Source organism: Paenibacillus sp. DCT19 (genome assembly GCF_003268635.1).
In the GTDB taxonomy this organism is placed as follows: domain Bacteria; phylum Bacillota; class Bacilli; order Paenibacillales; family Paenibacillaceae; genus Paenibacillus.
The window spans coordinates 2,382,671-2,404,914 of record NZ_CP029639.1; the positions used below are offsets into that span (position 1 = coordinate 2,382,671).

Annotated in this window: 17 protein-coding genes and 1 pseudogene; 12 read left to right on the forward strand and 6 right to left on the reverse strand. The window is 45.6% G+C overall.

What is annotated here, in order from left to right:
• Positions 1 to 161: 161 nt before the first annotated feature.
• The 5 genes from DMB88_RS10705 to DMB88_RS10720 all read left to right on the forward strand — a co-directional run bounded on the left by DMB88_RS10705 (position 162) and on the right by DMB88_RS10720 (position 5,961).
• Positions 162 to 620, forward strand: coding sequence for a MarR family winged helix-turn-helix transcriptional regulator (locus DMB88_RS10705; protein WP_128101340.1), 459 nt, complete (start codon positions 162 to 164; stop codon positions 618 to 620).
• Positions 617 to 3,784 (forward strand): MMPL family transporter, encoded by a 3,168-nt coding sequence (locus DMB88_RS10710; RefSeq protein WP_128101341.1) that lies wholly within the window; start codon positions 617 to 619, stop codon positions 3,782 to 3,784. The genes DMB88_RS10705 and DMB88_RS10710 overlap by 4 nt, the downstream gene beginning before the upstream one ends.
• Positions 3,785 to 4,109: 325 nt before the next feature.
• On the forward strand, positions 4,110 to 4,250 hold the full coding sequence (locus DMB88_RS31020; protein ID WP_254438528.1) for a hypothetical protein: 141 nt from the start codon (positions 4,110 to 4,112) through the stop codon (positions 4,248 to 4,250).
• A 29-nt stretch (positions 4,251 to 4,279) separates the two neighbouring features.
• The gene (locus DMB88_RS10715) at positions 4,280 to 4,735 is read left to right on the forward strand and encodes a GDSL-type esterase/lipase family protein (protein ID WP_254438529.1); all 456 of its coding nucleotides are present in this window, start codon (positions 4,280 to 4,282) and stop codon (positions 4,733 to 4,735) included.
• Positions 4,736 to 5,010: 275 nt separating this feature from the next.
• Positions 5,011 to 5,961, forward strand: coding sequence for a phosphotransferase (locus DMB88_RS10720; protein ID WP_128101342.1), 951 nt, complete (start codon positions 5,011 to 5,013; stop codon positions 5,959 to 5,961).
• Between the two features lie 154 nt (positions 5,962 to 6,115).
• On the opposite strand, the gene DMB88_RS10725 is transcribed toward DMB88_RS10720, so the two are convergent.
• The 3 genes from DMB88_RS10725 to DMB88_RS10735 all read right to left on the reverse strand — a co-directional run bounded on the left by DMB88_RS10725 (position 6,116) and on the right by DMB88_RS10735 (position 7,887).
• On the reverse strand, positions 6,116 to 6,793 hold the full coding sequence (locus DMB88_RS10725) for a tetratricopeptide repeat protein (RefSeq protein WP_174715281.1): 678 nt from the start codon (positions 6,791 to 6,793) through the stop codon (positions 6,116 to 6,118).
• Between the two features lie 226 nt (positions 6,794 to 7,019).
• Complete coding sequence (locus tag DMB88_RS10730) at positions 7,020 to 7,403, reverse strand: helix-turn-helix domain-containing protein (protein WP_164848668.1); 384 nt, start codon at positions 7,401 to 7,403, stop codon at positions 7,020 to 7,022.
• A gap of 193 nt (positions 7,404 to 7,596) precedes the next feature.
• The gene (locus DMB88_RS10735) at positions 7,597 to 7,887 is read right to left on the reverse strand and encodes a cupin domain-containing protein (RefSeq protein ID WP_128101344.1); all 291 of its coding nucleotides are present in this window, start codon (positions 7,885 to 7,887) and stop codon (positions 7,597 to 7,599) included.
• Between the two features lie 190 nt (positions 7,888 to 8,077).
• Between DMB88_RS10735 and DMB88_RS10740 the strand changes: the two genes are divergently transcribed.
• Positions 8,078 to 9,595, forward strand: coding sequence for a tagaturonate reductase (locus DMB88_RS10740; protein ID WP_128101345.1), 1,518 nt, complete (start codon positions 8,078 to 8,080; stop codon positions 9,593 to 9,595).
• Entirely contained in the window at positions 9,592 to 11,106 is a 1,515-nt protein-coding gene (locus DMB88_RS10745; protein WP_128101346.1) for a UxaA family hydrolase, read from the forward strand. Before DMB88_RS10740 ends, DMB88_RS10745 begins: the two co-directional genes overlap by 4 nt.
• A gap of 115 nt (positions 11,107 to 11,221) precedes the next feature.
• Here DMB88_RS10745 and DMB88_RS10750 read toward each other — a convergent pair whose 3' ends face one another.
• The 3 genes from DMB88_RS10750 to DMB88_RS10760 form a co-directional block, all read right to left on the reverse strand.
• The gene (locus DMB88_RS10750) at positions 11,222 to 11,902 is read right to left on the reverse strand and encodes an AlkZ-related protein (protein ID WP_128101347.1); all 681 of its coding nucleotides are present in this window, start codon (positions 11,900 to 11,902) and stop codon (positions 11,222 to 11,224) included.
• Between the two features lie 40 nt (positions 11,903 to 11,942).
• Entirely contained in the window at positions 11,943 to 12,677 is a 735-nt protein-coding gene (locus tag DMB88_RS10755; protein WP_128101348.1) for a helix-turn-helix transcriptional regulator, read from the reverse strand.
• Between the two features lie 294 nt (positions 12,678 to 12,971).
• The gene (locus tag DMB88_RS10760; RefSeq protein ID WP_128101349.1) at positions 12,972 to 15,002 is read right to left on the reverse strand and encodes a beta-galactosidase; all 2,031 of its coding nucleotides are present in this window, start codon (positions 15,000 to 15,002) and stop codon (positions 12,972 to 12,974) included.
• Between the two features lie 129 nt (positions 15,003 to 15,131).
• Between DMB88_RS10760 and DMB88_RS10765 the strand changes: the two genes are divergently transcribed.
• From DMB88_RS10765 to DMB88_RS10785, 5 genes and pseudogenes are all read left to right on the forward strand, one after another.
• Positions 15,132 to 15,965: an AraC family transcriptional regulator gene (locus DMB88_RS10765; RefSeq protein WP_128101350.1), complete on the forward strand. Its 834-nt coding sequence runs from the start codon at positions 15,132 to 15,134 to the stop codon at positions 15,963 to 15,965.
• A gap of 201 nt (positions 15,966 to 16,166) precedes the next feature.
• Complete coding sequence (locus DMB88_RS10770; protein ID WP_174715282.1) at positions 16,167 to 16,955, forward strand: alpha/beta hydrolase; 789 nt, start codon at positions 16,167 to 16,169, stop codon at positions 16,953 to 16,955.
• 73 nt (positions 16,956 to 17,028) lie between these two features.
• Positions 17,029 to 17,688 (forward strand): SGNH/GDSL hydrolase family protein, encoded by a 660-nt coding sequence (locus DMB88_RS10775; RefSeq protein WP_128101351.1) that lies wholly within the window; start codon positions 17,029 to 17,031, stop codon positions 17,686 to 17,688.
• A 100-nt stretch (positions 17,689 to 17,788) separates the two neighbouring features.
• Positions 17,789 to 18,682, forward strand: coding sequence for an SMP-30/gluconolactonase/LRE family protein (locus tag DMB88_RS10780; protein WP_128101352.1), 894 nt, complete (start codon positions 17,789 to 17,791; stop codon positions 18,680 to 18,682).
• 394 nt (positions 18,683 to 19,076) lie between these two features.
• A pseudogene (locus tag DMB88_RS10785) lies at positions 19,077 to 22,162 on the forward strand (X2-like carbohydrate binding domain-containing protein).
• Positions 22,163 to 22,244 lie beyond the last annotated feature (82 nt).

Consider the following 22,244-nt stretch of genomic DNA (forward strand, 5'->3'; position numbering starts at 1 on the left):
TGGATTTAGTGAGAACTAAGTCGGACGTCCTGCTTTTTTTATTTATTTTGTAGAGGGTAGGAAAAAAGTATTGCTTTGTCATATAGTTTCATTATAGAATAGTTTCGTAAATGAATAGTTTCATAAGTGAACTACTTTTCGAGAGAGGTGAATAATACAATATGAAATCACTAGACGCTAAAAGTTTGGTTAACCGATATTTGGATGCCTCATTTTTGGTGACCAAACGTTTCGATAATCAAATTCGTGAACGTGTGGGTCAGACGATGACGACGGATCAATTTATTGCACTACGTCTGATTAATGAGAAGGAGAAATGCACCCCTTCAGACCTGGCAGAGCTGCTATGTGTGGGCAAGAGCAGTATTACCGCTCTGGTCAATAAGCTGGTAGATCGAGATCTGGTAGATCGTGCTGGGGATGAGCGTGATCGTAGAGTTGTCTACCTGACGTTAACGGATCACGGGCGGAAGGCGTACCGGGAGACGGAGCAAGAGATACAACAACTTCTTGAGCCTTATTTGGTTCATTTCAAGCCAGAGGATGTTCATAATTTTATTGAATCGTTTGAGAAGCTTGCAGCTTTGTTAACACATGAGGGAGGACCCGATCAGAAATGAGAACGATTTTGAAAGCAAGATGGTGGTTGATGGGGCTGTGGATCGTAATTGCTGCAGTATTAATGCTAACCGCTCCGAATATGGGGGAATTAATCCGAGAAAAGGGTCAATTTTCCGTACCAGAAGGATATTCTTCAACGAATGCTGCCGCCATCCTAGATGAAGCTGCTGCGCAAAAAGGCGAGCAGCAGGGTAGTCAGATTGCTCTTGTGTTTTATAATCCTGATGGTCTGGGCGACTCGGGAAAGCAAGAGGCAGAGAAGGCTATCGAGCAATTGAAGACCAAGAAGGAGCAACTGGGGATTCTGTCTATCCTGGAGCCTTTCTCAGAGCCTGAATTAGCTGAACAAATGATCTCGGAAGATGGCAAGACGATTTTGACGTCTCTTTCCATTGACCAGGGAGAACGTACCACGAAAGAGATGCGTGACGATCTGAATGCAGCCTTAGATTCGGTCAACGTAGAGCACTACATAACCGGTAAAGGTTTGATTGATGAAGATACGATTGAAAGCTCACAGGAGGGACTTAAGAAATCGGAATACATCACGGTTGTATTTATATTGCTAATTTTGTTCCTTGTATTCCGTTCATTTGTAGCACCCTTCGTTCCACTGCTTACCGTAGGTGTTAGTTATATTGTATCGCAGCAAATCGTTGCCTTCCTCGTGGACGCCGTGGATTTCCCAATCTCTACGTTTACACAGATCTTTATGGTGGCAGTGATGTTCGGTATTGGTACAGATTATTGTATCCTGCTGATTAGCCGCTTCAAGGAAGAGCTGGCACATCATGAAAATACATGGGATGCAATTATCGCAACGTATCGCACAGCAGGAAAAACGGTATTTTTCTCAGCTTTAGCCGTATTGGTTGGTTTCATTGCCATTGGTTTTGCGCAGTTTATGCTGTATCGCTCCGCTGTAGCAGTCGCAGTTGGTATCGCTGTGATGATGCTCGCCCTGGTAACGATTGTTCCATTCTTCATGGCTGTACTTGGCAAAAAGCTATTCTGGCCTTCTAAAGGTTCATTAGAGCATGCTGAGAGCAAAATCTATGGGGTGGCAGGTCGTTTCTCTCTGAAACGTCCGTGGGCAGCGCTGTTAATTGTAGCAGCCGTTTGTGTACCGTTACTAAGCACGTACGATGGCAAATTATCGTTTAATAGTTTAGATGAGATTGGTGACAAATACGATTCAGTCAAAGCGTTCAATATTATATCCGACAGCTTTGGTCCAGGAGAATCTTTACCAGGGCAGGTCGTTATTCAGAACGATGAGCCTATGGACAATGCCAAATATATGGCTGTTGCCGAGAAAATTAGCCGTGAGGTAGAGAAGGTTCCGGGCATCTCAGGCGTCCGAAGCATGACACGGCCAACAGGTGAAGAGATCAAAGACTTTGAAGTGACCCAGCAAGTAGGAACTCTCTCCGATGGATTGGGTGAAGGCAAGACAGGCTTGGACAAAATCCGGGATGGCTTGAGTGAAGCCAGCAGCCAGTTAAGTCAAAACGAACCACAGTTAAAAGAAGCGGCTGATGGTGCGGGAGAACTGACCAAAGGTACTACCCAGCTACAGTCGGGAATTACGCAATTAACCGAAGGACTTCGTCAAATTGAAAAGGGAATTCGCGATGGATCGGCAGGAGCAGGAGATCTGAAGGCAGGGCTTCAGCAAGCGAAGTCAAGTGCTGATCAACTCGCACAGGCGAATAATCAGTTACTACAGGCATACCGCCAAGCAGGAGCAGGAGTCTCGGCGCTTGGTGAAGGTGTTGGTGAAATTGCACAGCAGCTCACTGGCGTTTCAACTGCACTGACCCAATTGAATGAATCCTTCGCCGCATTGGAAGAGCGCTACCCTGAACTGCAAACCGATGCAGATTATCAACGGGTGAAGGGAACCCTTGGGGAAACTGGAACAGGTACTGCACAATTAGCACAGGGTCTGGGACAAATTCAGACGAATCTGGGTGAAGCGGCCGCAGGTATTAACCAGGCGAATGAAGGTTTTGCAGCGGCGGCATCCGGACAAAAAGCACTTGCAGATGGACTTAGTCAGATTATAACGGGCATTGGTCAACTGGAAACTGGTTTGACGCAGGCTGCTAACGGGCAAGGCAAAGTCATTAGTGAAATTCCGGCTATACAAAATGGTCTTGGACAGCTTCAGGGTGGACAGGAAAAAATCCAAAAGGGATTTACCGATCTTAGCGGTCAGTTGACGCAATTAACCGATGGACTTAATCAGAGTGTGGATGGTATCAATCAAGTATCCGGTGGTCTGGATTCAGCACAGGACTATCTGACACAGTTGCAAAATTCACCTGATTCGGATCTTGCCGGGTGGTATGTACCTGATGAAGCATTGAACAGTAAGGAATTCAAGCAGGTATTTGATACGTATCTGTCCACGGATCGGAAAACGATGACCATCGATGTCATTTTCGCTGAAAATCCATATGGAACGGAAGCGATTGATCGTGTACCAGATATTGAAGCAGCGGTGCATCGTGCCGTGCAGGGAAGTGCGCTTGAAAAGGCAGATATTGCTGTAGGTGGGGTAACAAGCACCTTTGCTGACTTGCAGGAAATATCCAATAACGATTATAAACGCACCGTTACGCTGATGCTTGTAGGTACTTTTATTATTCTTGTTCTGTTACTACGTTCTGTCATTATGCCATTATATTTGATCGTATCATTACTTCTGGCTTACTTCACGTCGATGGCGATCACAGAAACTGTATTTGTTAACATCCTTGGATTCTCAGGCATTAGCTGGGTAACGCCGTTCTTTGGCTTTGTAATGCTCATTGCCCTCGGCGTGGATTACAGCATATTCCTGATGGATCGCTTCAATGAGAATAAGGGTATGAAGGTTCAGGATGCGATGCTCTATGCGATGAAAAACATGGGAACCGTTATTCTGTCTGCCGCGGTCATTCTGAGCGGAACCTTTGCTGCAATGTACCCATCAGGAGTACTGTCCATGATGCAGATTGCTACTGTAGTACTCAGTGGACTTGTGTTGTACTCCTTGTTATTCTTACCATTCTTTGTACCGGTAATGGTGAAGATGTTTGGTCGTGCCAATTGGTGGCCATTCCCGAACAAAGAGCAGGCGAAATCCGTTGATTCGGATCGTACCCTTGGCATGTAAGTGAGGAAAAATATGCCGAGTAAATAACGAGTAAGTAACGAGTAAATAGCGAATAAGCATTGCAATAACGCTGCCAGAGATTTCTGACGGCGTTTTTTGCGTCTTAGGACAATATTTTCTTCTATAATAAATGCAAAAAAATAGGGATAACAGTGAGCAGGAAATTGTTCTGTCCTCGGATTAGCAGTGTAAATATTTGGTCGTTCAATTGATATACAAAAAATAAAGGTTAATGCCCAAGGACACTGTCCCGCGCTATGTGTGTCGATTCCTCATACATTATAGCAATGAGTGAATTATGAGCATGTAGAGAGGAGCGATGGTGATGGTTTATCGATATGCAGCGGTCGGGGATTCGTTAACAGTAGGTACAGGAGCTCTACTCGGCACGGGATTTGTTCCTTTGTATCGCAGAATGGCAGAGATTAACGTCCGAACGTTTGTATCGATGGATAACATGGGGTGAACGGGCTAACCTCAGGAGAATTATTGCAGATGGTATCCTCGCATAGCAGGGTGCGTCAATCCCTTCGAGAAGCAGACATCATCACGATATCCATTGGAGGCAATGATCTTATTCGAACGTTCAGAGCAAGTAATGGAGTGCCAGGTACAAGCAAGATGACCCAGGTGCTGGGAGAGACACGCAATCATGTTTCACAGATTATGAAGCAGATCCGGCAGTTGAAGGGCAATAGTGTCTATATGGTGCGAACGATCGGATTGTACAACCCGTTCCCACAAGCGCCTGAGGCAGCCTATTGGGTGCAGCAGTACAATTCCTTCTTGGACGGTGCGGGATCAAGGTACTATGCCTGCGCTCAGGTGTATGACAGGTTCCTGGGACATGAACGTGAACTATTATTCTGGGATCGGGTACATCCGAATGCCAGAGGTTATCGTGTCATTGCCGATCAGTTAAACCGAACGGGTTATACTCCATTTTCCTAAGAAGGGTTCACGACTGGGATGATGGCGAAGTCTTTCAATCACTAGACCTGCTTACCTGCTTCCGTTAAGATGACAATATGGAAGTAAGTGTTCTCTGCCTTGTGAGAAGTAGCTTGAGCTTGAACAGGTCAGTTGATAATGAAAGAAAAAGGAGTTTTTTTGGTGCATAGTATTCATTTACGTCCTTCACATGATCCAGAACAACAGCTAATTCAGCGTGTGCTGTCCACATATGCAACGGAGCCAAGTTGGGAAGCAGAGCGTGGAAGTGGGGAATGAACAATTCAACGTATATCGTAAAAATGAATGGCGAGTCTTATGTACTTCGGCAATATGAAACGCATAACGATGAGACCAAAATTAGGTTTGAGCATGAGGTGCTGCTAGCCTTGGGACGTTCCAATTTTGCCATCAAGGTGCCATCTCCTGTAGAAATAACTGTTGATGGGGGCACAAAAACCTATTTGCCTATTCAGGACTCGACTGGCAAGCTCAAGATCGCAGCTTTATTTCGATATTGTACTGGAAGTAACCCGGTGTGGAATACCCCTGAGCAACTATTCGAACTGGGTAGTGCTGCTGGGGCATTATCTTCGGCGATGTCGAAACTGGATATCGTACTCCAGCCTGCTTATCCGCCGTATTACCAGATTCAAGATGCCTACCCACTGTGCACTCCGAATAAATTGCTGCAACTATGTCAGACACCGCCGCCTGAACTTTTTGCTTGTGAGCAAGACATGCGAGATTTAGCCAAGGTACTACCGGGTCTATTTGAAGCGTTGAATGGAATGGAGCAATTGCCGCATCAACTGGTTCATGGTGATCTGAATGCATCCAATGTACTTACTAATGAGCAGGGACGGATCTGTGCCATACTTGATTTTGAGTTTGCTACATGGGATTTGCGGGTGATGGAGCTCGCTGTTCCAATGTCAGACCTTTTGACACAGGATCAGGATGAGAAATGGATGTGGCTTGCACTGGAGGCGATGATCCAAGGTTTCCGTGATAACGTTACTATACAGTCTAATGAACGTGAAGCTATACCGCAGCTTATATTACTACGAAGTCTTGATGTTGTGATGCATTTTCTAAGTCGAATGTTCGAAGGTACGGATGAACCTGCTGTAGCCGTGCAACAGATTCAGAAGTTTAAAGAACGTGTAGATTGGATGGCTCTCCATGAAGGACGTCTACGTGAACTGTTAGTGCAGGCGATATAATGTCCTGGTGGTGAGATATGTCTGTTTTTTTGTATGAATTTGGGTTGGAATAGAAAGAAGTGCACGGTACGATGCCACTGGCAAAGCTCCGTGCACTTCTTTCTATAGACATTTATTCGCTGTAGACACTACATCAGGCTTAGATCAAGGTAGACTACAGTCCGCGTTTGCGGAACCAGCTTCGCACAGCCCAGCGGCGTTCCTGACGTTTCTTATACTTAGGGAGCGAACGGTATACATTCAAGGATTGTTCATAAGCTTGCTTTGCATCGGCATTTCTTCCAAGGGAGCGATATACAGAGCCAAGCAAGTAATAAGCTTCGCTTGATGATGAATGGATCTCTTGGAACTGATTCACGTAATGCAAAGATTTGCTCTGATCTTGATCCTTGAAGCTGCTTGCGAGCGTAAGATAGGGACGACCATACTTCACCCTTGGATTAATATCCAATGCCTTCAATATGTGTTGTTCTCCTTCTTCGATCTTCCCAAGATGCAGTTCGGTTGTGCCTAGTGCTTCCCAGTATTCAGCTGAATGTTCATAAGGTCGCTCAATCTCCAGTAATATGGCATGGGCTTCCTCATAACGTTTGCGTTCAATTAATAGGCGAGCCAGATCCAGCTTGGAGGAAACCTCATTAGGATTCATGGCGATCTGCTGGCGTAACCGTGAAATACTACGCAGCCGCTTGAGTGGCTTCATGAAGCTAGGAAATAACCCGACGTAACGACGATCCAAGAAATACAGAATAAGAAGAAGGATGAGGATCGCTACGATGGGATTACCTACAATCTGCCAGAGTAAGCCAAAAATTAAAAATTTGATCAACACGATAAGGTCAACTCCGTTTGTCATGTAATGGCGTATATACGCATAAGGCTGAGTTCCAAACGTCTGGCGAACGCAATGGAGTACCTTTCTAAGCAATCTTTGAATAGATCCAAAGATTGACGTCTACCCCTTATCATACCATACGAAGTGTATGGAAGAATATGTTACACTCCAAAAAAGTGAGTCGCTCCTAAAAGGATGCAGAAACAGGTTTTGGAACCATCTGCTAACTACTCATAGTTCTTCGATAGGCTGCCGGAGTGGTTCCCGTCAGCTTCTTAAACTGACGATAAAAATGGGGCAGGCTCTCGAAGCCGCAGGCATCAGCAATAGAGGCCATTGTTGCATCACTTTTGAGTAGATGCTCCTTGGCCATAATTACCCGACGTGCGAGTGCATAGTCGGTTAGTGTCATGCCCGTGTATCTTTTGAAAGCTCGACTGAAATGAGCAGGTGAAACGGCAGCTTGCTGGGCGAGCTCTGGTAGAGATAAGCCGTTGCGAAGTTTGTCGTCGATACTGCTTAGGATCGTAGATAACCAGCTTGGGCCAGGTACAGGGCGAGGGGAATTCTCTGGATCCGTGGCATCAAGCCTTTCTAGAAAGATCAATAATAGTTGTAATCTGAGCAGTGCGGCGTGTGCACTAAGGTGATTGTTTAGCTGAAACTCATGTTGGATATCTTCAATTAATACAGCGACTGTGGAACGTTCGGCTGGGGGAGCTGACGTTTATACACTCGGCGTTTACGACAACGTTCAAATAGAGCCAATAGTGCGGATGAGCTGACACCAGCCGCAGACGCTAATAAACCTGGGCTGAAGAATAGTGCAGAAGAGGTGACGGGTTCTTTTCATCAGGTAAGGCTCGATGCACCGTGTTCCCCGGAATAATGAAGAGATCCCCTTCAGTCATATCCTCAAGACCCATGTCGATAAAAATAGTTCCTTGACCACGATATACATAGATCAGCTCATGCCAATCGTGAAGATGGTCGGGCAATTCGTTCTGGGGTGATTTCGTATCTGCATACACCAATCGAAACGGGATGCCTGATTCTGCCTGAATGGTCGTACGAACAGGTGAGCGATTCATGCGGTCTCCTTTCCATTCCTTAGTCAGCAATACAGAGGAAGAATATGATCATGAAAGAGTATATTTACGGCATTATAAGCAATTTAATTTCCTTTTATTGATGATACAATGAATTTAAAGCGTTTTCAACGGATGTTATAGAACGTGATCAGCATCCGCTGAAGATAAATAAATAATGAGGTGAGTGCTCATGTCGGCTAGCACCAAACGTCCAAGATTAAAGTTGAATTTGCTAGGTAATGATGGACAACGGAAATGCAAGGAGATCATTGAACGCCCTGTCAAAGTCCTGCAAATTGGTGAAGGTAACTTCCTTAGAGGGTTCGCTGACTGGATGCTTCACGAGAGTGCGAGACAAGGTAAATTCCATGGCAGTGTTGTAGTGACCCAGCCTCGCCCGGGAGGGAAAGCGAAGTTAGAACAGATCAGAGAACAGGATGGATTATACACGATGATTACTCGGGGGCTGTCCGATGGTAAACCTGTGGAGCGTACAGAGATGATCTCGATCTTTTCGCGTTGTATGAATCCTTATGAAGAGTGGCAGGATTTTTTAGAGCTAGCGGAGCTTCCATCGCTTGAGTTTGTTATCTCCAATACGACCGAGTCAGGTCTGAAATATATATCTTCGGAATATGTAGAAGGGGAGCCGGTTCAATCTTTCCCAGGCAAACTGACAGTGTTTCTTCACAGACGATTTGAACGTTTTGCAGGAGATCCAACGAGAGGTTTAATCCATCTTCCTTGTGAACTTCTTGAAGGCAATGGAGATGTGTTACGTAGCTGCGTCCTCCGTCACAGTGAGGATTTTGGTTATTCAGATGCTTTCCGCACTTGGATTACAGAGCATAACTTGTTCCTAAATAACCTGGTAGACCGGATTGTTACAGGTTCTCCAACACAGGACGAAGCTGATGCATTGACGAATCGGTGGGGATATGAAGATCAGCTGATCAATACAGCAGAGCCTTATCATTTTTGGGCGATCCAGGGTGATGAAGCGTTGGACAAGAAGCTGCCTTTGAAGCAGGCTGGATTAAATGTACATTGGGTGAAGGATCTGAAGCCGTTTCAGCTTCGTAAAGTACGTATTCTAAACGGTGCACATACGCTTATGTCTTCCCTCGGTATTCTTCATGGCAAGCAACATGTGCGGGAAACGATGGAAGATCCACAATTCGGAGCATTTATAAGGGAAGCTGTGCATAAGGAGATTATACCTGCATTGAACATGCCAGATCTCAATTTAGGATTGTATGCAGAAGAAATATTTGAACGATTCCTCAATCCATACATTGATCATAAATTGCAGGATATTGCGTTAAACACCGTTGGTAAGTTCAAGGTTCGTGTTCTGCCAACGCTCCTCTCTTACGAACAACATGAAGGCAACTGGCCGTCCCGCTTGTTGCGTGGATTTGCTGGGCTGTTATATTTGTACCGTCCAGTGAGTACGCCGGATGGATATCAGACACAACGCTTGAACGGAGAGTCACTTATCTTACGAGATGACCCTCAGGTGCTATCCCTCTTAGCTGGGTACTGGGAAGACTACGATACGTTGAATAGCAATGAGCAACAATTAGATCGTATTATTGGTTCCGTATTATCCGATGTATCCATCTGGGGCGAAAACTTGGATGAACGTGAAGGGCTGCGAGAAGCGCTTGTACACGAAATTTCGCTGCTGAAAGGAGAGAGTCTATGAATACAACAAGTACAGTTCAGGACTGGATTGCAATCCATCCTCAGGATGATGTTATTATAACGCTACGCGAATACACAAAAGGCGAAACGATTGTATTGCCTGATGATGTTTCTTTTGCTCTGCTAGATGATGTGCCTAAAGGTCATAAGATTGCGGTACATCATATCGAAGCTGGCGAAGATGTAATGAAATATGGATTCTCTATTGGTGTAGCAAAGGAACAGATTGCGCAGGGGAGCTGGATTCACAGCCATAACCTAAAAACAGGTTTGCACGGATTGCTCGAATATGAATATAATCCAGGACTTGCATCCAAGACAGAGATGCCTCCAGAACATCTACGTTCGTTCGATGGTTATCTTCGTCCTAATGGCGAAGCGGGCATACGTAATGAAATCTGGATCGTTAATACAGTTGGCTGCATTAATAAAGTGTGCGAGGCATTGGCACGGATGGGTCAGTCCCAGTTCGGCAATCGTGTGGATGGTGTATTTCATTTTCCTCATCCGTTTGGTTGCTCTCAACTCGGCGATGACTTGAAATATACACAGCAGTTGCTCGCTTCATTGGTAGAACATCCGAATGCAGGCGGAGTGCTGGTCATTGGTCTTGGCTGTGAGAACAATCAGGTAGACCAGTTCCGTGAATGTATTGCACCCGAGTATCAGGGTAAGGTTCGTTTTCTCAAAGCGCAAGAAACAGATGACGAGTTAGAGGAAGGTTTACGCTTAATGGAGGAACTGGTAGAGGTCGCTGAACAGGAAAAGCGCCAGCCGCTTCCACTTAGCAAGCTCAAGATTGGTTTGAAGTGCGGTGGCTCTGACGGCTTATCGGGCATCACTGCTAATCCACTTGTCGGCTCAGTAGCGGATATGCTTGTCGCGGCAGGGGGGACAGCGATCCTGACAGAGGTGCCAGAAATGTTTGGTGCGGAGACGATATTAATGAACCGTGCTGCCAATGAGCAAGTATTTGAGGATTTGGTCGATCTAGTCAATGGTTTCAAGCAATACTTTGTTAATCATGGTCAGAACATATATGAGAATCCTTCGCCAGGTAATAAGGCTGGCGGCATCACGACATTGGAAGAGAAGTCACTCGGATGTACACAGAAGGGCGGACGCTCTGAGGTTGTTGATGTGTTGCGTTATGGTAAACGTGTAACCAAAACCGGACTAAACATTGTAGAGGCACCGGGCAATGATCTCGTATCGGTAACAGCCCTTTCTGCAGCGGGTGCCCACATTGTCCTGTTCACGACTGGACGAGGAACACCGTTTGGTGGCCCTGTACCCACCGTCAAAATTGCGACTCAATCCGATCTAGCGAACCGTAAAAAGCATTGGATTGACTTTAACGCAGGCCAACTGCTCGAAGGTCAGACGATGGATGATGTGAAGGTTCAGCTGTTCAGTCAATTAATCGACATCGCTTCTGGACGGAGTCAGACGCTGAGTGAACAACATGGTTTTCGGGAGATTGCCATATTCAAGGACGGCGTAATTTTGTAGCTGAATGAGCAATATTCATTAAAGTAGGGCCTCTCTACTCGCTTCAAACGTTCTATGTATCTTGAGTAATCCCAGTTACATCTCGAGCGGTAACTGGGATTTATTTGTCTTCATTTTATTGAATACCCAATGCCTTTTTAATTTTAGTTAAAGCGATTGGGGGAGTGTGCTCTTCAAGCTTGCTTACAAGTGATGCTTGAGCTTCGGCAATGCTGCCTTCAAATGGCTTCACGCCGTGACGTTTCATCCAGTGCTCTGTAGTTTCATAGGCGGAGCTGTTCCAAGCGACTTGACCTTCTTCAAGTCCTTCTTTTTCCTTGGTGCCACTGATTAAAATCAGCGTTTTGGACTGAAGCTCCAGCAGTCCTTGATCAAACGACTTTTTGTCTTCTTTGGCCGCAAAGCCTGACTGCGCACGCAAGGCTCGCCCATCAATACCTTCTTGCTCGCTGATCTTTTCATATAGTTTAAGCGCTTCGCGTGATAGCAGGCCCGCATCATACTGCTCGTGTATACTTCTCTGATTTGCAATCATTCGATGAACCAATGGGAAATAATCGCGTGAGATCAATACGGCCTTCTTTTTGATGCATTTCCCGTAAGCCGCAATTCCTTCTTCGGCGAAGCGTGTGCGCCATAGCCAAGGGTCAAGTGAGGTATCCTTATGCCAGTTCTCTTCAGGGGTAAGTGAAGAGAGTGAAGGATACTCGGGGAATAGAGGTGCGAGAGGGAGTATGCCTATGGATTGGATGCGCTGAACTGCTTCTTCATACGTTATGATCGGGTCGTTAATCATGGCGGAAGGCCTCCTTTTTTATAATTTGTCTAAGTATAATTCAACAGCGGCTGAAGGACGATGCATATAATTGAAATACATCTGCGGCATGCTGACTTATTTCGTTACGAAGCTCTTCAGGCTCTATGACCTCCGCTCCCTTACCTAGACGGTAAAAGAAACGGACGACCCAGGACCAATCTTCGGATGGACAGAGAAAAGACAGTTCCCACAGCCCAGGGGTGACCTCGGTCATCGTTTCTCCAATATGGTCGTCCTGCTGCGCCTCAATCATTGCGGAATAGTTCAAAAGCGCTTTTACTCGGATTAGAGAGGACTCACACCCTTCTTCTTTTGCCGCTGTAGGTATAGAAGTCTCAAAATGCTTGATATGCTCATTACGTTCAAGGACTCGATGGTTTAGCTGGTTCAGCATAAGGTCTATTCTAGTCATAATATCCTCTGGAATAATACCTCTAATCTTGTCCATGACGACCCAACGTGATTCCTGAAATGGGGTATCGACATGATGACTAATCCCCTCTAGCGCGAAAATAAGCGTTGCAGCTTCAACTGGATCTAATTGCAGCGGAGGTAACACATAACCCTCCATGAGCTGAAAGCCACCACCAGGGCCGGATATGGCGATGATCGGAACATTCATTTCTGACAGGGACTGGATGTCTCGTAAAATGGTACGCCGTGACACTTCGAATTTGTCAGCCAATGAGCGTGCCGTTTCGTGACCGAGCTGTAAAGCCATAACAATGGCGGCTAGCCGGTTTATTTTATTCATGTCAGTCACTCCGTTTCAAAGATAGAGCTTCATAGAATGTATGTATCGTCCAATTCGAGCTATAATACACGATTTCCTTCTATACAATGATATGAAAAAACCGTACCCGGCATAGCCGGATACGGGAAGTAGCAGTTTCTGAACTCTGCAGAGAACAAGAAGATTATTACGGATAAACTTATTTGTTTTACAATAAAAAATGGAATTTCAGTTCGAGAGGTGACAGTTTGTATCGAGTAAATCTTTCGAAAAGTTCTTTGGATTATTCTTTCAATAGGATTGTTCGATACGTTCTTAAGAATTGCTTTTGAGCAATTGTACACCACGACCCTCAATTTCAACATGTCCTGTCAGCTCGCGATCTGTCAGCAACTCACGAACCTTGGTTGCACCCAGATCATAGGATTGAGCCCAGGCATTGTGGTTCATAACAAATAGGTATTGCTTACCGTCTTTGGTACGTGCGCTAACCTCAACACCTTCGGGAGTCTCCAGTAAGGCATGAATGTTTTTGTCAGCTGCCAGTTGCCCGAGCAGACCGTCAAGGAAGCGTTCTTCCGGATCAGAAGCAACATACCACGCTTCCCCTTTACCGAATTTGTTACGGGTAACAACAGGCATACCTTGATAGAAGTCTTCTCCATACTCAGCGATGACCTCCGCACCCTCACTGTGTAAGAGATCACATAACATGCCACACTGATAGTCACCTTGCAGATCACCGTAGGTTTCTTTGAGCACAATGCTGTTTTTTTGCTCAGGCAATAAAGCATCGATCTCTTCAACCCAAATGCCAAGTAACTTGCGAAGCTCTCCAGGATAACCACCTGTGGTTACCAGATCACTTTCATTAACGATACCGCTGAAGAAAGTTGTCAGGAAGGTACCGCCTGCTTCAACGAATTTCTCCAGCTTGTCAGCGAAGCCTGGCTTCACCATGTATAGGACTGGGGCAAGAACGATGTTATATTTGCTTAGATCGGTATCCACACTAACGATATCTACCTGAATATTGCGACGGAAGAACGCAGCATAGTATTTGTGGATTTGATCTACATAGTTGAGAGCAACCGTAGGGCCACTTGATTTTTCAATCGCCCACCAGTTGTCCCAGTCGAACACAATGGCTACTTTGGATTCAACGGTAGCGTCCAGTGTTTGGTCGCCAAGAATTTGCAATTCCTTACCTAGCTCAGCAACTTCACGGAATACACGTGTATGCTCGTGTCCTACGTGCTCAATGACCGCACCATGATACTTCTCACAGGCGCCAATGGAGCGACGAAGCTGGAAGAACATGATGGTGTCTGCACCATGTGCAACGGACTGATAACTCCAAAGGCGCATTACGCCAGGGCGTTTCAGTGAGTTGTAGGGTTGCCAGTTCTGCTGGCTTGGTGTTTGTTCCATTAGCATGAACGGTTGACCATCTTTCAGTCCTCGCATAAGGTCATGTGCCATTGCGGTGAAACTAAATGGAGTCGCAAGACCAGGGTAACTGTCCCAGGATACGATATCCATATATTTTGCCCATTTGAAATAGTCCAGTTGCTTGAAGAATCCCATTAGATTGGTGGTTACAACAGAATCCGGGATGTGTTTTTTGATTGCATCGTACTCTAGGCGATAACAATCCAGCATGCTGTCTGAGTTGAAACGGGAGTAATCCAGAGAGATTCCTTGGAATGTGGAATTGTTGTTGCCCCAGTGCTCACTCAGATTACTTGGAAGTACAATCTCATCCCAATCATAGAAGGTATGTCCCCAGAAGTTGGTATTCCAAGCTTTGTTTACTTGATCTAGTGTCTTATAACGCTCTTTCAGATACACACGGAACGCTTTCTCACAGTTGTCACAGTAGCAATCTCCGCCATATTCGTTGGAAATGTGCCACACCAGAACAGCAGGATGATCCTTGTAACGCTCGGCCAGCTTATCAGCAATCTTTTCCGAATATTTGCGATAGGTTGGGCTGTTTGGACAAGAGTTATGACGACCACCGAACTTGCGTTTACGCCCGTCAGCATCGACACGAAGTACATCCGGATATTTTTTGGCCATCCAAGCAGGATGGGCTGCTGTACTTGTAGCGAGACATACATAGACACCGCTTTCATACAGACTATTAATTAATTGGTCAAGTCCTTCAAAATTATAAGTAACTTCATCAGGCTGAATTAATGCCCAAGAGAATACGTTAATGGTTGCCATATCAATTCCGGCCAATTTGAACATTCGCAGGTCTTCAAGATGGGTTTCGTGATCCCACTGTTCCGGGTTGTAATCGCCACCATAGAATATTTTGGGTAATTTGTGACTAATCAATATGTTCACCTCTTGTATAAGAATAATTGTATAATATATGATCTATATGACATTTAAAATATAAGAAAAGTATTGGAGCATATAAGAATATGGAAATGATATTCTCGCAAATGATGAGGAGAGAAGCCTGTGATCATATCAGCTCAGCATGAACGGTACTTTATGACATCAAGGGATCAGACCCTTCCACTTTACATTGAAAGTATTGGTTATAATGGGAACCAAGAGAGTGTGAAGAGACCAGCGGGTTACCCATGTTATCACTGGTTACAGACGGTTAAGGGAGCCGGTGAGTTCAGATTTGAAGGTTCAACCATAATTCTGGGAGAGGCATCCGGCATATTAATGCCGCCAAACGTACCTCATGAATACTTGCGTTCCCAAGGCGATTGGGAGACGTTGTATGTTACATTTGCTGGTTCACAATGCTCTGCGATTACCGAGGGTCTTGACTTGGGAGAGGCGGCATACTATCAATGGGAAGTGGATAGCCCGCCTGAGCATTATGGTAAACAGGTGCTTGGTTCCATTGGTAGCGATCAGGATTTATCCGGACTGGAAGCTTCAGCGGACATGTATCGATTTTTGATTCTCCTGAAAAAGCACGGGATGAAAGGCAGTCGCTCATCGATCTCACATGCGGTTGAGAGACTCACCCCGTTAATAGCTTATATGGAGCAGCACTACGCTGATCCAGAGATTGGTCTCGAAGAGATGGCAGCAATCCTGGGAATCACCCCCAGACATCTGAATACACTGTTTAAGCAATCCTTCGGTATGACAGCATACAGCTACTTTATACTTTTACGGATTCGCAAATCGAAAGAATTAATGACTAGCGATCGTATGTTAACGATCAAAGAAACGGCCTATCGGGTTGGTTTCCGTGACGCGAGCCATTTTGTCGCTACGTTTCGCCGTATTGAACACGTAACGCCAGAACAGTTTCGGACATTATATTAATATTTTTGTATCTATAAATGTGCCAAATCTCACTATGAATGTAGACATAATTCATGTAACCTGTAACCAAACAACTAAATTATAATGCTGTTCAGATATTGATGCCCGAAGCTTGTTGCCGTTATGATAGTATCAATTCCAAAAGCAGTCAGCCTGTGCAATGGAATGAAACCGTTGTACGAAGAGAGAGGATGAGTTGAATTGACATCAATTATTCCATTGTGGGATCACGCTGCACCTTATGCAGCGTTTGGGCATGAGGATGAAATGCCTCATTTGATTCCGTTTATTCACCCCGGTTCCGAGAGCGCTGTCATTATTTGTCCCGGAGGCGGATATAGCTTTCTTGCTGACCATGAAGGTGCTCCTATCGCTGAATTGTTGAACCGTGCAGGTATTAGCGCATTTGTGCTCAAATACCGCGTGGCACCACATCAGCAACCAGCACCCCTAACAGACGGTCAGCGGGCAATTCGATACATTCGTGCTCACGCAGAAGAATATGGAATTCAACCTTCCAAAATTGCTGTGCTGGGTTTCTCGGCAGGGGGTCATCTGACAGCAATGCTGGGAACAGTGTACGATGAAGGACAACCGGAGCATGCTGATCCAATTGAACGTGTTAGCTCACGCCCGGATCGGATCATTCTGTGTTACCCGGTCATTACGATGGAATCTTATGGACATGCTGGTTCTCGGGAAAATCTATTAGGCCCTGAGGCTTCAGATGAATTAGTTATAGCGTATAGCGCCGAAAAGCAAGTGAAGGCCGATGCACCTGAAGCGTTCATCTGGCATACAAGTGATGATGGAGCGGTGCCTGTCCAAAATAGTTTGCGTTATGCTCTTGCGTTAGGCGAACATGGTATTCCGTATGACTTGCATGTGTTCGAGAAAGGCTCTCATGGATTAGGACTTGCTGAGGACAATGTAGCTGTAAGTGCCTGGTCTGGGTTATGTCTTACCTGGTTGAAAAATCAAGGCTGGTAATCGGTGAGAGCTGGATCTTATCAGCACCATTCAACATGCTTCATCATGCCTGAATGCAGAGGAGAAAATGATCATGAAATTTCAAAAAAATGATAAAGTCCTTTTTATCGGGGATTCCATTACCGATTGCGGACGTGAACATCCTGTCGGTGAAGGAAGTAATGGTCTAGGACATGGTTACGTTGCCCAAGTGTATGCTTTGCTTCGTTCCATATATCCTGAATTGATGTTACGAGTACAAAATGTGGGTAATGGTGGGAATACGATTCGTGATCTGAAGCAGCGCTGGGATCGGGATGTTCTTGATCTTAAGCCAGACTGGCTGACCATCATGATCGGAATCAACGATGTGTGGCGTCAATTTGACAATCCATTAGCTACAGACTCACATGTGTTCCTAGAGGAATATGAGTCCACATTGCGAGAGCTGGTTGCATCGGTTCGCCCAAACTTAAAAGGTCTTGTACTGATGACGCCTTATTATTTGGAAGCGAATCCAGAAGATCCAATGCGCGCTACGATGGATATATATGGTGAAGCTGTGCGTAGAGTCGCTTCCGAATTCGATGCGATCTATGTAGACACACAGGCTGCTTTTGCACCATTCTGGGATCATTACTACACTTCGGTTTTGACTTATGACCGGGTACATCCTGATGCGACAGGTCACATGGTGTTAACGAAGGCGTTTCTAGATGCAGTTGGATTCGAATGGTCGGGCGGTACCAAATAACGCATAGCGATGTTTGAAGGTTGGCTTTACTTCTTATTTCCATCTTCTTGGCACTGAGAACCTGAATTTGAACATGCTCTTATAGAAAGGATGCGATGAAATGAGTAGCTTGAACATTGCGGTACATAGTCACGCGTTGTTGGGAGAGGGACCAAGCTGGGACGCAGAACAAGGTCGCTTGTTATGGGTTGATATTGAAGGCTTCAAGGTACATGTCTTCGATCCGTCTACAGGCACTAATCAGGCTTACGATGTGGGTGAACATGTAGGAGCCGTTGTTCCTTATCGCGGAGATGAAGTCATAGTGGCTTTGCGAACTGGGTTTCATATCTTTCATCTGGCCACAGGTCAACTTCAACGTATAGAAGATCCGGAAGAAGGCATCGAAACGAACCGCTTTAACGATGGTAAGTGTGATGCGTATGGACGATTCTGGGCTGGGACGATGGGCATGGGCAATGGGGATCGAGAGACAGGAGCGTTATATTGTTTAGAGGAAGGTAAGCCAGTAAGAAAAATGGTCGATCATATCTCTACCTCAAATGGTCTCGGCTGGAGTCCGGATCATCAATCAATGTATTATATCGATACACCTACAAGATCTATTGATCGTTTCGCCTATAATTTGGAGGATGGCACTATCACCAATCGTACTCCAATCATCTCTATTCCAGAGGATATGGGTTATCCTGATGGTATGTCAGTAGATGCAGAGGGCATGCTATGGGTTGCGCATTGGGGCGGAGGACGCATTACCCGTTGGAACCCAGATACGGCTGAACTGTTAGAGCAGATCGTGGTGCCTGCTGATCAAGTGACCTCATGTTGTTTTGGCGGTTCAGACTTAGAAGAGCTATACATTACAACTGCGCGCAATGGCATCTCCGAGGAGCGATTATTAGAAACACCGGATGCAGGCTCTGTATTTGTCATTAGACCTGGTGTGAAGGGTCAGAAAACCAATGCATACGGTAGCTCCAATCGTTCTAACTAACGAGTAGTGGAGTTGAGTTAAATAGAGTTCTCATAGGTTAGCCAGTGATTACTGGTTAGCCTTTTTATCGTACTTTGTATTACGACAATGGCTTCATTAAAAAATATTGGTTCATGGTGAGAATTGGTGCAGGAATTTGATTTTTGCCAACGAATGTTATTTATTGATAATATTTTACATAATTTGAATCGGTAAAACTATGGAAAGGGATGTGTGAGTCGGTAGCAATCGATTTTATTGTAAGCGCTTAATTAAGAGCGACCGAGAGGAGGTGGGGCTTGTTCCGGTAAGAGGGCACTGGGGTAGAAATACGATATGCTTACGCATTAAGTCATCCTGAGACTGCAGGATTGAACCGGATGTAATGAACATATTGAAGAGGAGGCGAAGTAAAATGAAAACGTTTTTGGGAAAATTGCGAGTGGTAGGTTTGACGCTTGTTGTGGCTACGGCATCACTAGGAATACTTGCAGGTACAACAGAAGCTGCACCATCGGAACCCTATCAGTGGAAAAGTGTAGTGACTGGCGGTGGTGGTGGCTTTGTTCCCGGTATTATTTTCAATGAGTCTGAAAAGGATCTGATCTACGCTCGTACCGATATTGGAGGAGCCTACCGGTGGAACCCATCTAGTGAGAGCTGGATTCCGCTGACTGATTTTGTCGGCTGGGACGATTGGAACAAAAACGGGGTAGATGCGCTTGCAACAGATCCAATTGACCCTGATCGGGTATATATGGCTGTTGGGACGTACACTAATTCATGGGATCAGAATAACGGTTCCATTCTTCGATCAACGGATCGAGGGGATACTTGGCAGACAACCACTCTTCCGTTCAAGGTTGGCGGCAATATGCCAGGACGTTCGATGGGAGAACGGCTAGTCATCGATCCGAATGACAATCGTATTTTGTACTTAGGTGCGCGAAGCGGTAACGGGCTCTGGAAAAGCACGGATTATGGAGCAACCTGGAGCAAAGTGACGAGCTTTCCGAATCCAGGAACCTATGTACAAGATCCTACTAACGATTATACCAGTGATATTGTCGGTCTAGCATGGATCACCTTTGATAAAACGACGGGTTCAGCGGGACAAGCTACTCAAACGATCTACGTGGGTGTGGCTGACCAGAATCAAAGTATCTATCGTAGCACGGATGCAGGCACGACCTGGACGGCGGTTCCCGGACAACCTACTGGCTTTTTGCCACACCATGGTGTGCTAGATTCGGATGGCAGTCTGTATATCTCATACAGTGATGGAGTAGGCCCGTATGATGGCGAGAAGGGCGACTTGTGGAAGTTTAACACATCAACAGGAGCATGGACTAACATCAGCCCGGTGCCAAGCAGCAGTGCAGATAATTATTTTGGGTATGGTGGACTTACAGTTGATGCGCAAAAACCGGGCACGTTAATGGTTGCTACCCTGAATTCATGGTGGCCAGATGCCAATCTATTCCGCAGTAAGGATGGGGGAACACCTGGACACGAATCTGGGAATTCGACGGTTATCCTAATCGTAAAATGCGTTATACACAAGACATATCAGCAGCTCCATGGCTAACATTTGGTGTCAATCCGGCTCCACCGGAAGTGTCTCCGAAGCTTGGATGGATGATCGGCGATCTGGAGATTGATCCATTTGATTCGGATCGTATGATGTATGGAACAGGTGCGACAATATATGGAAGTGATAATCTAACGAATTGGGATAGAGATACGAAAATAGATATTTCCGTGAAGGCCAAAGGTTTGGAGGAAATAGCGGTACTAGATCTGATTAGTCCACCTAGTGGGGCACATCTAATCAGCGGCGTGGGGGATGTTGCAGGTTTCCGTCATAATGATCTGGATCAAGCTCCCGCAACAATTTTCACGAATCCCAATTATGCTTCAACAGAAAGTCTTGATTTTGCGGAGTTAAGTCCAGGAACTATGGTACGTGTAGGTAAGGCTGATTACAGTGCTGATCCAAATGCGAAATCGATCGGTTTATCCAGCGATGGTGGAACGACATGGTACAAAGCCAATGCTGAGCCTGCTGGCACAGCAGGGGGTGGCACAGTAGCAATTTCCGCAAATGGAAATCGTCTGGTCTGGAGCACATCAGATAAAGGTGTGTATTATTCTGCGACAAGTGGTAACTCATGGATCGCAAGTTCTGGTATACCTGCACAGGCCAAAGTCATATCCGATCGTGTCAATCCAAATAAGTTCTATGCATTCGCAGCAGGCAAAATCTATGTAAGTGTTAACGGTGGAGCTTCGTTCACAGCTTCGGCAGCAACAGGTCTTCCTGTAGATGGCAATTCAGATCTAGATGCAGTTCCGGGCATTGAGGGAGAAGTTTGGTTTGCTGGTGGTAATGAGGAAAGTGGTCCTTATGGACTATGGCGTTCAACAGATTCGGGAGCTACCTTTAGCAAATTGTCCAACGTGGAAGAAGCCGATAGTATCGGTTTCGGTAAAGCAGCTCCTGGACAGGATGTCGTTGCTTTATACACGATCGCCCAAATCGATGGGACACGCGGTTTCTTCCGCTCCGATGACGGAGGTGCAAGCTGGGTACGCATTAATGATGATCAGCACCAATATGCTCGTGTTACCACCATTACGGGAGATCCTCGAATTTATGGAAGGGTGTATCTGGGAACGAATGGACGTGGCATCCTTTATGCTGATCCAGTTGGTGGCAACAATGGTGGAGGGGAGAATCCTCCGATCTTGAATTCAGCGATTAATCCGTTGACTGCTGAATTTGATCTGGCTACAGACCATCAGGCTGACATTGCCATTAACATGACACTAAACGGTAATACGTTAAGTTCGATTCGTTCAGGCAACAGCACGCTTAACCAAGATACAGATTATACCCTTTCAGGCAGCCAAGTCATTTTAAGTAAAACGTATCTAGCCACATTGCCTGTGGGCAAGACTGCACTCCGTTTCGTGTTTAGTGCAGGTAACGATGCCAATTTGAATCTGAATGTTAAAAATACAACCACACCTCATCCAGAGCCGACAGGTACTGTGCGAATTGAAATGTACAATGCGTCAACAGCAGCAACCGGCAGTTCGATTAATCCTAAGTTTAAGTTGACCAATACAGGTACTACAGCGCTCAATCTGGCAGACGTAAAGATCCGTTATTATTACACCATTAATGGGAATGAACCTCAGAACTTTTTCTGTGATTGGGCAACCGTTGGCAGCGCGAATGTGACGGGTAACTTCAGTGCTCTTGCAACACCAGTAACTGGGGCAGATCATGTTCTTGAGATCGGATTTACGAGCGCCGCAGGTACACTTGCCGCGGGGCAAAGTACGGAAATCCAAACACGCTTCTCCAAAAACAATTGGACTAACTATACGCAGACCGATGACTATTCCTTTGCTAGCAGCCACTCCACGTATGCGGATTGGTCTAAAGTAACTGGTCATGTTTCTGGGAATTTGCAATGGGGGATTGAACCTTAGTAGGTAATCAAGGTAATATAAGAAGTCCTGAGATGCCAAAATGCTTCAACTTGGCCGGGGCTTCTTTTTTTGTCGAAAAATA

Excerpts from the sequence above, each read along its gene's own strand:
- DMB88_RS10750 (WP_128101347.1), bottom strand. The coding sequence starts at position 11,902 with ATGATTAACGACCCGATCATAACGTATGAAGAAGCAGTTCAGCGCATC.
- DMB88_RS10745 (WP_128101346.1), top strand. The coding sequence starts at position 9,592 with ATGAATACAACAAGTACAGTTCAGGACTGGATTGCAATCCATCCTCAG.
- DMB88_RS10755 (WP_128101348.1), bottom strand. The coding sequence starts at position 12,677 with ATGAATAAAATAAACCGGCTAGCCGCCATTGTTATGGCTTTACAGCTC.
- DMB88_RS10780 (WP_128101352.1), top strand. The coding sequence starts at position 17,789 with ATGAGTAGCTTGAACATTGCGGTACATAGTCACGCGTTGTTGGGAGAG.
- DMB88_RS10720 (WP_128101342.1), top strand. The coding sequence starts at position 5,011 with ATGAACAATTCAACGTATATCGTAAAAATGAATGGCGAGTCTTATGTA.
- DMB88_RS10740 (WP_128101345.1), top strand. The coding sequence starts at position 8,078 with ATGTCGGCTAGCACCAAACGTCCAAGATTAAAGTTGAATTTGCTAGGT.
- DMB88_RS31020 (WP_254438528.1), top strand. The coding sequence starts at position 4,110 with ATGGTTTATCGATATGCAGCGGTCGGGGATTCGTTAACAGTAGGTACA.
- DMB88_RS10715 (WP_254438529.1), top strand. The coding sequence starts at position 4,280 with ATGGTATCCTCGCATAGCAGGGTGCGTCAATCCCTTCGAGAAGCAGAC.
- DMB88_RS10775 (WP_128101351.1), top strand. The coding sequence starts at position 17,029 with ATGAAATTTCAAAAAAATGATAAAGTCCTTTTTATCGGGGATTCCATT.
- DMB88_RS10735 (WP_128101344.1), bottom strand. The coding sequence starts at position 7,887 with ATGAATCGCTCACCTGTTCGTACGACCATTCAGGCAGAATCAGGCATC.
- DMB88_RS10705 (WP_128101340.1), top strand. The coding sequence starts at position 162 with ATGAAATCACTAGACGCTAAAAGTTTGGTTAACCGATATTTGGATGCC.
- DMB88_RS10710 (WP_128101341.1), top strand. The coding sequence starts at position 617 with ATGAGAACGATTTTGAAAGCAAGATGGTGGTTGATGGGGCTGTGGATC.